This is a genomic window from Microbacterium sp. W4I20 (assembly GCF_030816505.1).
GTDB lineage: Bacteria > Actinomycetota > Actinomycetes > Actinomycetales > Microbacteriaceae > Microbacterium.
In genome coordinates this window covers 364,918-378,074 of sequence record NZ_JAUSYB010000001.1, presented here as the reverse complement: position 1 = coordinate 378,074, position 13,157 = coordinate 364,918, and the positions used below count along the sequence as shown (strand labels likewise).

Here is a 13,157-nt window from a genome sequence, read left to right as displayed (position 1 = left end):
CATGAGGCTAATGCAGAACCCCGCCACGGACGCACGTCCGCGTTACCGCGAGCGACTCGCCCCCGGCTTGCCGCTGCTCGTCACCGTCGCGCTCGCCGGACCCATGGTGTCGCTGATCTTCGTGCCCGTCGGCGCGACCGTGGCGCTGGTCGTCGGTGCGGCTGTGTCGGCTCTCCTCGTCGCAGGCTTCATCGTGGCGACACCGGTGGTCTCGGTCGAGGAGTCGACGCTCCGCGCGGGCCGTGCGCACATCGACGTCCGGTTCCTGGGCGAGCCCGTGGCGCTGACCGGCGACGATGCCCGCCAGGCCCGCGGTCCCGGTCTGCCGGCGCGGGGCTGGCATCTCATCCGCGGCGGCATCGACGGGATCGTGGTGGTTCCGAACACCGACCAGGACGACCCGGTCGTGAGCTGGACGATATCGACCCGGACGCCGGACCGCCTTGCGGCCGCGATCCGCGCCGCACACTGACGCCGCACAACCCGCACCCGGAGACGACAGCGCGCCCCTGACCATGCTGGTCGGGGGCGCGTGGGTCTCGTCGGAGGACTGCTAGGCAGCGCACTCCTTGCAGATGGGTCCGGATGCGCCTTCGTGGTCGAGCTGCGAGCGGTGCTTCACGAGGAAGCAGCTCATGCACGTGAATTCGTCCTGCTGCGCTGGCAGCACGACGACGTCGAGCTCGAGGTCGGAAAGGTCAGCACCCGGGAGGTCGAAGCTCGACGGGTTGTCGGCGTCTTCGTCCCCGCTGGAACCGGAGAGTTTGTCCGGCACACGCTCCTTGAGGGCTTCGATCGACTCTGAGTCGTCTTCACTCTTACGGGGAGCGTCGTAATCGGTGGCCATGCGGTGAATCTCCACTTTCATGGTGCGAGTGGGTGGCGTGCCGTCGGGTAATCGGCGGCCATAGTTTGCATGACCCGAACGCAATAAGCAAATGCCGGTCCATGCGACAGAGCAAACTGACGGCACGCCCAGAGTATTCCCGGGTGTGAGGCCGGTCGCGTGACACCATGAACTCACACCCATCAGAGGGGCAATTCGCATGGAAAACGTCACCATCGTCGGCACAGAAGCAGGAGTCCTCGTACTCGCGACCGAGTCGGGCGAGCGGTTCGCGCTGCCCATCGACGACATGCTGCAGCGCGAGATCCGTCGCGCCACCCGCCAGGGCGAGCCTGCCGGTCAGCGCCTCGCCGCCAGCCCGCGCGACATCCAGGCGCAGATCCGTGCCGGCCTGACCGCAGTGGAGGTGTCCGAGCTGCTCGGCATCAGCGTCGAGGACGTCTCCCGCTTCGAGGGTCCCGTCCTCGCCGAGCGCGAGCACATCATCGGCCAGGCGCTCGCCGTCCCGGTTCTGATCGGCAGCGAGGTCGAACCCGACGCGCAGCCGACGTTCGGCGCTGCCGTCCGCGACAAGCTGGCCGAGGTCGCGGCATCCGCCGAGCGCTGGGCGAGCTGGAAGGAGGACACCGGCTGGATCGTGAAGCTGGAGTTCACCGCCAACGACGTCGAGCACGACGCACGGTGGAGCTTCGATCCGCGCCGCAGCGCCCTTGCGCCGCTGAACTCCGACGCCACCCAGCTCTCCCGTCAGGGCTCGCTTCCCGAGGGTCTCATCCCGCGTCTGCGGGCCGTCGACCAGGAGCGCACGACGTCGCCGTACAAGGACGAGAGCAGATTCGACTCCGGCGCCTTCGGGCCCCGTCTGCTCCCGGCCCCGGACGCCGATGTCGAGGACCCGGCGCTGCCGGAGCGATCGGATGCCGCTGCCCAGGCCGCCGCGATCAACCGCGCCCCCGAATCGCAGACGACCAGTCCAGAGACGGCCGACTTGCTCGAGGCACTCCGCCGACGGCGCGGGCAGCGCGAGACCGCCCCGCTGATCGATGATCCCGATCACGTCGACCAGATCGAGCAGAGTCCGATCTCGCTGTTCGACGCCTTCGACCAGCCGGAAGACGACGAACCCGACTCCCCCGAGCCTGCTCCGCGGGCCACGCCCTCCGACTCGGCCGACAGCAACTCGCGCCGGCGTCGCCGCAACGCGATGCCCTCCTGGGACGAGATCGTCTTCGGAGCACGCACCGACGAGTGATCCCCCGCCCTCCGCGCGTCACGAAGGTCAGCGGGCGAAGGCTCCGAGCCTGATCACCGGCACCTGACGCTCTTCCGGTGTGAGAGCGCCGTGCTGCCCGACCATGCCTCGTCCCCGCTGGTCCGGCGCCGTGCCGTCGTACACCGCCCAGGCACCTCGGGAGACCGCGAGCATGTCGCCCATGCGCGACGCCGCAACGGGGGTGACCGTCGGACCGAAGAACCCGCGACCGATCGCCTCATCGCGCGTGATGACGTCGGCCGCGCCCTCCAGGTCGGCGCGCACGCGGGCGACCACGGCATCGGCTTCCGCATCGGGCGCGAGATACAGGTGCAGCATCCGCGGCTCACCGCCCACATGGCGGATGCCCGCGAGGTGTTCCTCTTCGAGGACGATCTGACGGCTCGCGGGAACGTCGACCATCCCGTGGTCCGACGTGACCAGCACTCCGACGCCCGGAGGCGTGCGAACCGAGAGCGCCGCATCGACGCCCTCGAGAGCCGCCACCCATTCCGGCGAGTCGATGCCGTGCTTGTGCCCGGCCTTGTCGACCTCCGGCAGGTAGCAGTAGACCAAGGATCCCGGGTGACGTTGCGCGAGATCATAGGCCGCTGCGACCCGTTCCGCCGGTGTCGTCGCGGCGACGAACTCGGCGCCGCGCAGGGTCGCCCGGGTGAATCCGCTCGTCGCATATGCGGCGATGCCCACGGCGAAGCTGCGGTGCCCGTGCTCGGCCGCGCGCTCGAAGATCGTCGGCACCGGCTGCCAGGTGAACGGGTCCAGCCCGTCGGACTCCCAGCCGCTCAGCTGGTTCACCAGGACATCCCGCTCGGGATCGAGGACACGGTAGCCGATCAGACCGTGCTCACCCGGCCAGACACCGGTGACGATGCTGGTGAGCGCGGCGGCCGTCGTGGAAGGGAAGACCGAGTGCGCGACATCGCGTTTGGTCATCCCGCCGGTGAGCGCACGGGCGTGCCCGGCATGGGCGCGCAGACTGATCGCCCCCAGACCGTCGATGACGACGAGCACGACCGACTCCGCGCGCGGGAGCACCGCCGATTCGCCGCGGAGCGCAGCGAACAGGTCAGCCGCCACCCCGACGACGCTCCGGGCGGTAGCCGACTCGGACGGTAGCATGAGGGACATCCGAGCCAGTCTGACACAGGCTCCTTCACGCCCCCAGGAAGTCCATGCCGAAGACCCCGCCGCCCGAGCCCGTCGAGGAACGCATCCAGGACATCGACCTCGGAAGCGAGATGCAGGGCTCGTTCCTCGAGTACGCCTACTCGGTGATCTACTCGCGCGCACTCCCGGATGCCCGCGACGGACTCAAGCCGGTGCAGCGCCGCATCCTCTACCAGATGGCGGAGATGGGTCTCCGCCCGGACCGTGGTCACGTCAAGAGCGCCCGCGTCGTCGGCGAGGTCATGGGCAAGCTGCACCCGCACGGCGATTCCGCGATCTACGACGCCCTGGTGCGCCTCTCGCAGGACTTCGCCCTCCGCGTGCCGCTCGTCGACGGCCACGGAAACTTCGGCTCGCTCGACGACGGTCCGGCCGCCGCTCGCTACACCGAAGCACGGCTGGCAGGCGCGGCACTCGCTCTCACCGAGAACCTCGATGAGGACGTCGTCGACTTCATCCCGAACTACGACGGGCAGTTCCAGCAGCCGGCCGTCCTTCCCGCAGCCTTCCCGAACCTCCTGGTCAACGGCGCCAGCGGCATCGCCGTGGGCATGGCGACCAACATGGCGCCGCACAACCTGATCGAGGTCGTCGCGGCAGCGACCCACCTGCTCGAGAACCCCGACGCGACCACCGAAGACCTGATGGAGTTCGTCCCCGGCCCTGACTTCCCCTCCGGCGGCATCCTGATGGGCCTGGACGGCGTGAAGGACGCGTACACGAACGGACGCGGCGCCCTCAAGGTGCGCGGCAAGATCTCCATCGAGCCGCTCGGGCCGCGCCGCACCGGCATCGTCGTCTCCGAGCTGCCGTACATGGTCGGTCCGGAGCGGCTGATCGAGAAGATCCGCGACGCGGTGCAGTCCAAGAAGCTGCAGGGCATCAGCGACGTCACCGACCTCACCGACCGCAACCACGGCCTGCGGGTGGCGATCGGCATCAAGACCGGTTTCGACCCGAACGCGGTGCTCGAGCAGCTGTACCGGCTGACGCCGCTGGAGGACTCCTTCAGCATCAACAACGTCGCGCTCGTCGAGGGGCAGCCCCGCACCCTCGGCCTCAAGGAGATGCTCAGCGTCTACGTCGGGCACCGCCTCGAGGTCATCACCCGCCGCAGCCGCTACCGGCTCGCCCGTCGGGAGGAGCGCCTGCACCTCGTCGAAGGCCTCCTCATCGCCATCCTGGACATCGACGAGGTCATCCAGGTCATCCGCTCGTCCGACGACTCGGAGCAGGCACGCACGCGCCTGCGCTCGGTCTTCGATCTGAGTGAGCTGCAGGCGGAGTACATCCTCGAGCTGCGCCTGCGCCGTCTGACGAAGTTCTCGCGCATCGAGCTCGAGACCGAGCGGGACGCGCTGCTCGCGGAGATCGCCTCCCTGCGGGAGCTCCTCGCGAGTCCGGTGCTGCTTCGCGCGGTCGTCGCTCGCGAGCTCGACGCCGCCGCAGACGCCTACGGCACCGCGCGTCGCACCATGCTCATGAACGCCGCACCGCCCAAGCCCCGCGCGGCCAAGGGCGGGGTCGACCTGCAGATCGCGGATGCCGCCACCGTGCTGGTGCTCTCGACGACCGGACGGGCCGTGCGCGTCGACCTCGGCGAAGGCCAGGAACTCGCTGTTCCGGCTCGCCGGAGCAAGCACGATGCGATCCTCACGACAGTCGAGACCACAGTTCGCGCCGAGCTCGGTGCGCTGACCAGCACCGGTCGCGTCGTGCGCTTCTCCCCCGTCGACCTGCCGTCCGTGCCGGCGACGTCCGTGCAGCTGGCCGCAGGAACCCCGCTGCGCGACTATCTCGGCATCTCGACCAGAGGGGAACGGGTCATCGGCTTCGTGCGCTTCGACAGCGAGACGCCGATCGCGCTCGGTACGGCACAGGGCACGGTGAAGCGCATCGTGCCGACGACGCTACCCGTGCGTCCGAACCTCGAGGTCATCGGCATGAAGCCCGGCGATACGGTGGTCGGCGCCGCCGACGCACCGGACGACTCCGAGCTCGTGTTCGTCACGACTGATGCGCAGCTGCTGCGCTTCCCGGCATCCGCGGTTCGTCCGCAGGGGGCACCGGCGGGCGGCATGGCCGGGATCAAGCTCGGAGCGGGCGCCTCCGTGCTCTCGTTCGGAGTGGTGGCTCCGGGGACGGACGCCGTCGTGGCCACCGTCTCGGGCGGCGACAGCATCCTGCCGGGCACCGACCCGGGGCGCGCCAAGGTGACGCCTTTCTCCGAGTACCCGGCGAAGGGCCGCGCGACCGGTGGCGTGCGTGCGCACTCGTTCCTGAAGGGCGAGGACCGGCTCACGGTCGCCTGGGTGGGACCGAGTCCTGCCCAGGCCGTCGATCCGACAGGCGCCGTGCGCAAGCTTCCCGAGACGGGCGCCCGGCGCGATGCATCCGGTCAGCCGATCGACGGGGTGATCGGCAGCATCGGCCGCACGATCGTCTGAGCGTTCCCGCGCCTCACAGACGAAGAGCGAGGATGTTCGCGGTGAGACCCGCCGCCGTGCCGCAGAGGATGACCGTGTCGCCGGCTCCCACCCGCCCGGACTCGAGAGCGCGCGCCAGCATGAACGGCACGGATGCCGACACCATGTTGCCGAAGCGCGCGACCTCGTCCACGCGACGGTCCTCTGGAATCCCGAGGCGGTCGAGCATCGGTCCGAGCGCGGCCGAGGCCTGGTGCGGCACCCAGAGAGCGACGTCGTCGTAGGCGAGACCGCTCTTCGCGTGGAAGCGCGCGAAGAAGTCGGGCAGCACGCGCATCATTCCGAGCAGTGCCCGCCGTCCGTTCATGTCGAACAGGTAGTCGCCGGGGTCCGACTGCGCGTAGAGCTGCGCCGGCGACCGCGAGAGACCGCCCCGGATCTCGGTGTCGTGCGCGTACGACGGCCAGGTCTGCTGCGCGCTGGCGATCACCCCACGGTCGGAGTCGTCGGAGCGTCGGAGGACCATGGCCACCGCGGCATCACTGAACAGCTCGTAACTCTCGGGCTGGGCGGGGTTCAGGAACCTCGTCCCGACGTCGCCGGCGAACACGAGGACGGTGTCGTGATCCCCGGAATCGAGGTACCGAGAGGCCACATCGAGCGCGGTGATGAAGCTGGTGCAGGTCGAGTTCACGTCGAAGGCGGCGGCGTGGCCGGCGAGGGTCAGTCGTTCCAGGACCAGCGCGGCCGTGCACGGGATCGGCTGGATCCCCGCGGCGGATGCTCCCAGCACGAGATCGACGTCATCGATGTCGATGCCCGCGTGGGCGAGTGCGCGGGTGCAGGCGCTCGCGAGCATGTCGAGGTGCGACACGTCCTCCGCGATGCGGTAGCGCACCTGGTCCTCGAAGCGGACGGAGTCCGGGGGCAGCACACTCCCCCATCCGACGATCTCACAGCTCCGCATCGGCGTTCCCCCTCCACGTCCGCACCACTCGGCGCAGCTTCACCGAACCGTCTCGCTCGAACACGTCGAAGACGATCTCCGGGCGTTCGCAGCCCAGCCGATCGGCGAGCGCGTGCACCTCGTGCGTGACGCTGTCCGTCGTCTGATCATCGAGCACATCCAGGGAGATCCTCAGCAGCGACGCGTGCGTCTGCACCACCCGGTACTCGTCGAACCCCTCGGCATACAGCAGGGCCCTGGTCATCACGTCGGCGAACACCGGCACGCCTCGACCGTCGAGTCCGCGGAACAGCAGCGTGTCGCCCTCCCGCCCCTCGATGCGCTCGATCGCCGTCAGGGCGCTTCCGCACGGGCACGGCGTCGCCCGGATGCGCAGCACGTCGCCGAGGCGGTAACGCACGATCGGCTGAGCCCGTCGCCGGAGATCGGTGATGATCGGGGTGAACCGCTCCTCGTCGAGCGGCTCGCGCTCGAACAGCACGCTGTCCTCGTTGAGATGGATCACGCCCTCTTCGCAGGTGTGCGCGAGGAATCCTTCCGTGCATTGGTACAGCTGATGCAACCGCTCCTGGCCGAGCGCCGCGGCGATGCGGCGCTCGTCAGTCAGCTCGAGGACTTCCGCGACGGCGTAGACCTTCTGCGGGCGGGTGTGGAGGATTCCGTCCTCGGCGGCACGGGCGATCAGCCGGAGCACCGAGGGCGGCGCCACCAGGATCGTGGGGCGGAAGGCCTCGAGCCGGCGGATGTTCTCCGTCATGTCGGTGTGCACGTCGAAGTACGAGAACGACACCGCGCGCGATCCGACGGATTCATAGAGGCTGTTGTCGGCGCGCAGGAACAGGGCGATGCGGTGTCCGAGCAGCCGTCCGCGCGGCAGGGTGCGCGCGAGCACGGTCCCGACCCACGCGTCCCGCTCCTGCGGACTCACGATGAACAGGCCGCGGTGACCGCTCGTGCCGCTGGAGAGCCCGACGGAGTTCTCGCCGAGATCCGCCGCGAAGTCCCGAGAGCGCTCGTTGGCGATCGCCAGGGCCAGCGCTTCATCCCGGTGCACTCCGACGGTGTTGATCTCGTCGAACCGACGCATCATCACGCTCTTGTCCATGAGTGGGAGCGCGTCGAACGGGTGCGCGTCCAGGAGTTCGCGGAAATGCGGCGACCGGCGGCGGAGGAAGCGGAGGTGTCGTCGCAGCAGCCTCGTCTGACGTCGCTCCACCCCTGCGCGTGAGCGCAGCGGCCGGCCCCACCGCACGGCGGCGAACTCGCGCAAGATCCGCACCCGGGACATCAGGACAGCAGCTCTTTCTCATCGAGGGGGTCGTGGCTGCACACGATGCGGACGCCCCCGGCAGCCACGGCCTGCAGGTGCGCGGCCGTCCGCGTGTAGTCGGCGTAGTCGTGCTGCACCGCACGAGGGATCGCCCGGAGAGCATCTGCCGCTCCCAGCAGGTCCCGACCCCACCCCGCATCCCCCGCGAGCAGCACACGGCCATCGACCAGGGCGCCGATGTGGCCGTCCGCATGCCCCGGGAGGTCCAGGATCCGGTAGCTGCCGTCGCCGAACAGGTCGGCGGCCGACAGCGGAACGCCCCCGACAGCGGTCGGACGGAAGTCGCGTTCGCCGAGCACGATCTTCGTCGCGTCACTGAACCACGACGGAAGGAGACCTGTGAGGATGCCGGCTCGGAGCCGCGGCGCGGCCAACGCCCGCTGCTGACCCGATGTCATCACGAACGTCGCCTCGGGGAAACGCGCGACCCCGCCCACGTGATCCGGATGCAGATGCGAGAGCACCACGTGCGTGACAGATGCCGGGTCCACGCCGTCTTCCCGCAGCTGTCGGGCGATGTCATCGTCCGGCGCGACCGTCGGCGGAAGCAGGCGGCGGTACACGGCACCGCGCCAGCCCGTGCGCCATTCGCCCGTCGCGTAGCCGGTGTCGAAGAGCACGCGCTGCCCGCCCGCTCCGTCGTACAGGAAGACGCCGGACGGGAACTGCCTCACCTCGTGCGCCCCGCCGCGGAACATCGCCGCAAGATCATGGCTCGTGCTTCCGCACACGTAGTGCCGCAGGCGCCCGCTCATGCTGCCGCTCGCAGGTGCGCAGCGACGCGGGCGAGCGCGCCGTCGAGGGAGACGTGCGGCCGGTACCCGAGCTCTGCCTCCGCGCGGGAGATGTCGAGGGTCTGCGAGTAGGCGATGGTGCTGAGGGTGTACCGAGTGAGCGGAGGCTCAGGGCGGCCAGGTGTCACACGGCAGATCGCCTCCAGCGCCGTCGCCAGCGCCCACGCCGCCCGGCGGTTCATCGGCCTCATCCGCGGCGTCTCGCCGAGGAGCTCGAGCAGCGTCGTCAGCAGAGCACGGAACGATCGAGGGTCGTCGTTGGTGATGTTGTACACGCCGCCGGCCGGATCGCCCGCGTCGAGCGCGAGCCGCAGCGCCGTCGCGACGTTCTCGACAGCGGTGACGTCGATCAGGTTCTCGCCGCCGTCGAACAGCGGGATGCCGACCCGGCGATGCACGTCGAGCAGGCGGGGGATCAGGCTCGGGTCGCCGACGCCGATCAGACCCCGCGGGCGCAGGATCACGAGCTCAGAGATCTGCCCCGTGCGACGAGCCTCCTGCAGCAGCGCTTCGGCGGCGATCTTCGAGCGGATGTACCCGTTGAGCCGGTTGTCCGTGTCGACCTCCTCTTCGCGGATCAGCAGGTGATCCCGGGGAGCGGCGTACACGCTCGGAGACGACACGTGCACGATCCGGCGCACGCCGTTCCGGCGGGCGAACTCCACGACGCGCGCTGTGCCCTCGACATTCGCCTCCTGGAAGGCCCGCCAGGGCCCCCATGGGGTCGAGAGCGCCGCGCAATGGATCACCGCGTCCACGGAGAGCTCGGCGGAGGCCAGGGACCTCAGATCGCCGCGGATGCGATGCTCCTCGTCGGCGACCGCGGCGAGGGCCGGGGCGTTACGACCGGCGGCGAACACCTCGTGGCCGTGCGCGTCGAGATCGCGCACCACATGGCCGCCGAGGAACCCGCTCGCCCCCGTCACCAGCACACGGGCTCCGGACATGCTCCTCACCCTAGCGGCCATAGTCTGAGGGGGTGCGCATCGCCCTGGTCACCGACTACTACCTGCCGACGCTCGGCGGAGTGCAGACCGTGGTCAAGGCGCACAAAGAGGAACTGGAGCGCTCCGGACACGAGGTGTGGGTGTTCGCGCCCCTCTCGGCGGAGAGCACCGATCCTTCGGTCATCCGCCTCCCGACGGCCCGACGATTCGCGCCGGACGGCTATCCGTTCACGTGGACGCCGTCTGGCGCCGCTGCTCTGCTGCAGCGCGAGCTGAGAGAGCGCCGAGTCGACGTGGTGCACGTGCACACCGAGATGTTCGCCGCACTCGCGGGTTTCGAGGCCGCCCGCGCACTCGGCATCCCCGTCGTGCAGACGATGCACGGTCGGATCGACGTCTACACCCGTTCCGTCCTCCCGCTGCCGAGCGTCACCACGGCACTGCTGGCCGGGATGCATCGCCGGCGGATGAGTCATGATCTCGCGCGAGTCGACTCCTCGTCCCCGTACACGCACACCCGCACGGCGCGACGGATGTGGCGGCTGATGGTCAGTCAGGCGAATCACGCGGATCGCGTGATCGTGCCCTCGGCGCATTTCGCGCACAAGCTCAGCGCGCAGGGAGTCGAGACGCCGATGACGGTGCTGTCGAACGGCATCGAGCGATCGGTACTCGATGCCGTCGGCGCTCCCGAGCCGCGAGTCGTCGCGCCCGGCGAGCAGCTGCGGGTGATCTGGTGCGGTCGGCTCTCTCCGGAGAAGCGTCCCGGAGTGTTCCTCGACGCTGTGGAGCAGGTGCCGGACATCGCTGCGCACATGTACGGCGACGGCGTCTCGCGGGCTTCCGTGTCGCGGCGTGCCGCAGCGCTCCCCGACGGGCGCATCCGCGTGCACGGCAGCGTTCCGCAGTCCGAAGTGCTCGCGGCGATGCGCGACGCGCACGTCCTGGTATCCAGCTCCCTCGACTTCGACAACCAGCCGATGGTGATCCTCGAGGCCATCGCCACCGGTCTCCCGGTGATCGTCACCGATCCCGACCTCGCGGAGACCCTGCCGCCCGGCGGCGGACTCGTGACGGCGAGCTCGGATGCCGCGGGGCTCGCAGCCGCTCTGACCCGGCTGCGCGATGATCCCGCCTCGGTGACCGACCTCAGCGAAGCCGCGATCGCGCACCGCGACCAGGTGGCGCAGGGCACGCATCGTGCCGCACTGCTCGAGGTCTACGACGCCGCACTGCGCGTCGCCCGCTGACCCGACCGTTCAGGCGTCGATGGCTTCTCGTGAGAGCTGCCCCGACGAGTCGATGATGAACTCACGGCGCGGGGCGACCTCGTTCCCCATCAGCAGTTCGAACACGCGACCGGCTGCCTCGGCATCCTGCATCTGCACCCGACGGAGCAGACGGCCGGACTTGTCCATGGTGGTGTTCGCGAGCTGTTCGGCATCCATCTCGCCGAGGCCCTTGTAGCGCTGGATCGGCTCGTGCCAGCGCTTGCCCGCCTTGCGGAGCTTGGCGAGCAGCGCGTGCATCTCCTGCTCGCTGTACGTGTAGATCGTCTCGTTCGGCTTCGAACCCGGATTCATCACGATCACCCGATGCAGCGGAGGCACGGCGGCGAAGACGCGGCCGTGCTCGATGAGCGGTCGCATGTAGCGGAAGAAGAGCGTGAGCAGCAGGGTGCGGATGTGCGCGCCGTCCACGTCGGCGTCGCTCATCAGGATCACCTTGCCGTAGCGCGCCGCATCGATGTCGAAGGTGCGACCGGAACCCGCACCGATCACCTGGATGATCGACGCGCACTCCGTGTTCGACAGCATGTCGCTGACCGAGGCCTTCTGCACGTTGAGGATCTTGCCTCGGATCGGCAGCAGCGCCTGGAACTCGCTGTTACGGGCGTTCTTCGCCGTGCCCAGCGCCGAGTCGCCCTCGACGATGAACAGCTCGCTGCGTTCGACCTCGTTGGTGCGGCAGTCGACGAGCTTGGTCGGCAGGGTCGACGACTCCAGCGCGTTCTTGCGGCGCTGGGTCTCCTTGTGCGCCCGCGCGGAGACGCGCGCCTTCATCTCGGAGACGATCTTGTCGAGCAGCTGCGCCGCCTGGTTCTTGTCGTCGCGCTTGGTGGAGGTGAAGCGCTGCGCGAGGTCCTTGCGGATCACCTGCGCCACGATCTGCCGCACGGCCGGTGTGCCCAGGATCTCCTTGGTCTGCCCCTCGAACTGCGGTTCCGGCACGTTCACCGTGAGCACCGCGGTGAGCCCGGCGAGAACGTCGTCCTTCTCGAGCTTGTCGTTTCCGACCTTCAGCCGGCGGGCGTTCTGCTCGACCTGGGAGCGCAGCACCTTCAGCAGCTCCTGTTCGAAGCCCTGCTGGTGGGTTCCGCCCTTGGGCGTGGAGATGATGTTGACGAAGGAGCGCACCCGCGTGTCGTAGCCGGTGCCCCAGCGGAGCGCGATGTCGACGGCGCAGACCCGCTCGACCTCGGTCGCGATCATGTGCCCGTCGGCCTGCAGGACCGGCACCGTCTCCTTGAAGGTCCCCTCGCCCTGGATACGCCAGTTGTCGGTGACGGGCGGGTCGGTCGCGAGGTAGTCGACGAACTCGGAGATGCCGCCCTCGTAGTGGTACGAGGTCACGTTCGGTGCGCTCGCGTCGATGGCCGTGCCATCCTCGGCCGTCGACGACGGACGGTCCTGAGCGCGATCGTTGCGGACCACGATCTCGAGACCGGGAACGAGAAACGCCGTCTGCCGGGCGCGCGTCTCGAGTTCGCCGAGCTGGAAGGTCGCATCCTTGGTGAAGATCTGCCGGTCGGCCCAGTAGCGGATGCGGGTGCCGGTGACCCCTCGCGGCGCCTTGCCGACGACGCGCAGCTCGCTCTTGTCCTCGAACGGCCTGAACGGCGCATCCGGCCGCTTCTCGCCGGTGTCGGTGAAGATCCCCGGCTCCCCGCGATGGAACGACATCGCGTAGGTCTTGCCACCGCGATCGACCTCGACGTCGAGACGCTCCGAGAGCGCGTTGACGACCGATGCGCCGACGCCGTGCAGGCCGCCGGATGCCGCGTACGAGCCTCCGCCGAACTTTCCACCGGCGTGCAGCTTCGTGAACACCACCTCGACACCGGTCAGGCCGGTGCGCGGTTCGACATCGACGGGAATGCCGCGGCCGCGGTCGTGCACCTCGACGCTGCCGTCGTCGTGAAGGATCACATCGATCTTCGACCCGTTGCCGTCGACGGCCTCATCGACGGCGTTGTCGATGATCTCCCAGAGGCAGTGCATCAGGCCCGGCGATCCGTTGGAACCGATGTACATACCGGGACGCTTGCGGACAGCCTCGAGCCCTTCGAGCACCTGGAGATGATGGGCGGAATACTCGGCGGTCACAATCTCCGAGTCTATTCTCG

At 69.2% G+C, this 13,157-nt stretch carries 11 protein-coding genes; 4 read left to right on the top strand and 7 right to left on the bottom strand.

Translation table 11 applies throughout. The features are described 5' to 3' along the window. The first annotated feature begins 1 nt into the window (after position 1). On the top strand, positions 2–472 hold the full coding sequence (locus QFZ21_RS01825; RefSeq protein WP_307373843.1) for a DUF3093 domain-containing protein: 471 nt from the start codon (positions 2–4) through the stop codon (positions 470–472). 81 nt (positions 473–553) lie between these two features. Here QFZ21_RS01825 and QFZ21_RS01820 read toward each other — a convergent pair whose 3' ends face one another. Beyond that, the gene (locus QFZ21_RS01820; RefSeq protein WP_167943181.1) at positions 554–847 is read right to left on the bottom strand and encodes a DUF4193 domain-containing protein; all 294 of its coding nucleotides are present in this window, start codon (positions 845–847) and stop codon (positions 554–556) included. 199 nt (positions 848–1,046) lie between these two features. Between QFZ21_RS01820 and sepH the strand changes: the two genes are divergently transcribed. Next, positions 1,047–2,099 (top strand): septation protein SepH, encoded by a 1,053-nt coding sequence (sepH, locus tag QFZ21_RS01815; RefSeq protein WP_307373841.1) that lies wholly within the window; start codon positions 1,047–1,049, stop codon positions 2,097–2,099. 27 nt (positions 2,100–2,126) lie between these two features. Here sepH and QFZ21_RS01810 read toward each other — a convergent pair whose 3' ends face one another. Then, on the bottom strand, positions 2,127–3,248 hold the full coding sequence (locus QFZ21_RS01810; RefSeq protein ID WP_307373839.1) for an alkaline phosphatase family protein: 1,122 nt from the start codon (positions 3,246–3,248) through the stop codon (positions 2,127–2,129). A gap of 44 nt (positions 3,249–3,292) precedes the next feature. Here QFZ21_RS01810 and QFZ21_RS01805 point away from each other — a divergent pair, with 44 nt between their 5' ends. Continuing rightward, positions 3,293–5,734 (top strand): DNA topoisomerase (ATP-hydrolyzing) subunit A, encoded by a 2,442-nt coding sequence (locus tag QFZ21_RS01805; RefSeq protein ID WP_307373837.1) that lies wholly within the window; start codon positions 3,293–3,295, stop codon positions 5,732–5,734. A gap of 13 nt (positions 5,735–5,747) precedes the next feature. On the opposite strand, the gene QFZ21_RS01800 is transcribed toward QFZ21_RS01805, so the two are convergent. The 4 genes from QFZ21_RS01800 to QFZ21_RS01785 are packed head-to-tail and all read right to left on the bottom strand — an operon-like array spanning position 5,748 to position 9,751. After that, positions 5,748–6,680, bottom strand: coding sequence for a 3-oxoacyl-ACP synthase III family protein (locus QFZ21_RS01800; protein WP_307373835.1), 933 nt, complete (start codon positions 6,678–6,680; stop codon positions 5,748–5,750). Then, a complete protein-coding gene (locus QFZ21_RS01795) occupies positions 6,667–7,968 on the bottom strand; it encodes a F390 synthetase-related protein (protein WP_307373834.1) in 1,302 nt (433 codons plus the stop codon). The genes QFZ21_RS01800 and QFZ21_RS01795 overlap by 14 nt, the downstream gene beginning before the upstream one ends. Continuing rightward, positions 7,968–8,765, bottom strand: a complete 798-nt coding sequence (locus QFZ21_RS01790; RefSeq protein WP_307373832.1) for an MBL fold metallo-hydrolase — start codon at positions 8,763–8,765, stop codon at positions 7,968–7,970. Before QFZ21_RS01790 ends, QFZ21_RS01795 begins: the two co-directional genes overlap by 1 nt. Further along, positions 8,762–9,751 (bottom strand): NAD(P)-dependent oxidoreductase, encoded by a 990-nt coding sequence (locus QFZ21_RS01785; RefSeq protein WP_307373830.1) that lies wholly within the window; start codon positions 9,749–9,751, stop codon positions 8,762–8,764. The genes QFZ21_RS01790 and QFZ21_RS01785 overlap by 4 nt, the downstream gene beginning before the upstream one ends. Before the next feature lie 32 nt (positions 9,752–9,783). Here QFZ21_RS01785 and QFZ21_RS01780 point away from each other — a divergent pair, with 32 nt between their 5' ends. Further along, positions 9,784–11,001 carry a glycosyltransferase gene (locus QFZ21_RS01780; protein ID WP_307373828.1) on the top strand — a complete coding sequence of 406 codons (1,218 nt, stop codon included), beginning with the start codon at positions 9,784–9,786 and terminating at the stop codon, positions 10,999–11,001. Between the two features lie 9 nt (positions 11,002–11,010). On the opposite strand, the gene QFZ21_RS01775 is transcribed toward QFZ21_RS01780, so the two are convergent. Beyond that, entirely contained in the window at positions 11,011–13,137 is a 2,127-nt protein-coding gene (locus tag QFZ21_RS01775; RefSeq protein ID WP_307373826.1) for a type IIA DNA topoisomerase subunit B, read from the bottom strand. Between the last annotated feature and the right edge of the window lie 20 nt (positions 13,138–13,157).

Excerpts from the sequence above, each read along its gene's own strand:
- QFZ21_RS01825 (WP_307373843.1), top strand. The coding sequence starts at position 2 with ATGAGGCTAATGCAGAACCCCGCCACGGACGCACGTCCGCGTTACCGC.
- QFZ21_RS01820 (WP_167943181.1), bottom strand. The coding sequence starts at position 847 with ATGGCCACCGATTACGACGCTCCCCGTAAGAGTGAAGACGACTCAGAG.
- sepH (WP_307373841.1), top strand. The coding sequence starts at position 1,047 with ATGGAAAACGTCACCATCGTCGGCACAGAAGCAGGAGTCCTCGTACTC.
- QFZ21_RS01810 (WP_307373839.1), bottom strand. The coding sequence starts at position 3,248 with ATGTCCCTCATGCTACCGTCCGAGTCGGCTACCGCCCGGAGCGTCGTC.
- QFZ21_RS01805 (WP_307373837.1), top strand. The coding sequence starts at position 3,293 with ATGCCGAAGACCCCGCCGCCCGAGCCCGTCGAGGAACGCATCCAGGAC.
- QFZ21_RS01800 (WP_307373835.1), bottom strand. The coding sequence starts at position 6,680 with ATGCGGAGCTGTGAGATCGTCGGATGGGGGAGTGTGCTGCCCCCGGAC.
- QFZ21_RS01795 (WP_307373834.1), bottom strand. The coding sequence starts at position 7,968 with ATGTCCCGGGTGCGGATCTTGCGCGAGTTCGCCGCCGTGCGGTGGGGC.
- QFZ21_RS01790 (WP_307373832.1), bottom strand. The coding sequence starts at position 8,765 with ATGAGCGGGCGCCTGCGGCACTACGTGTGCGGAAGCACGAGCCATGAT.
- QFZ21_RS01785 (WP_307373830.1), bottom strand. The coding sequence starts at position 9,751 with ATGTCCGGAGCCCGTGTGCTGGTGACGGGGGCGAGCGGGTTCCTCGGC.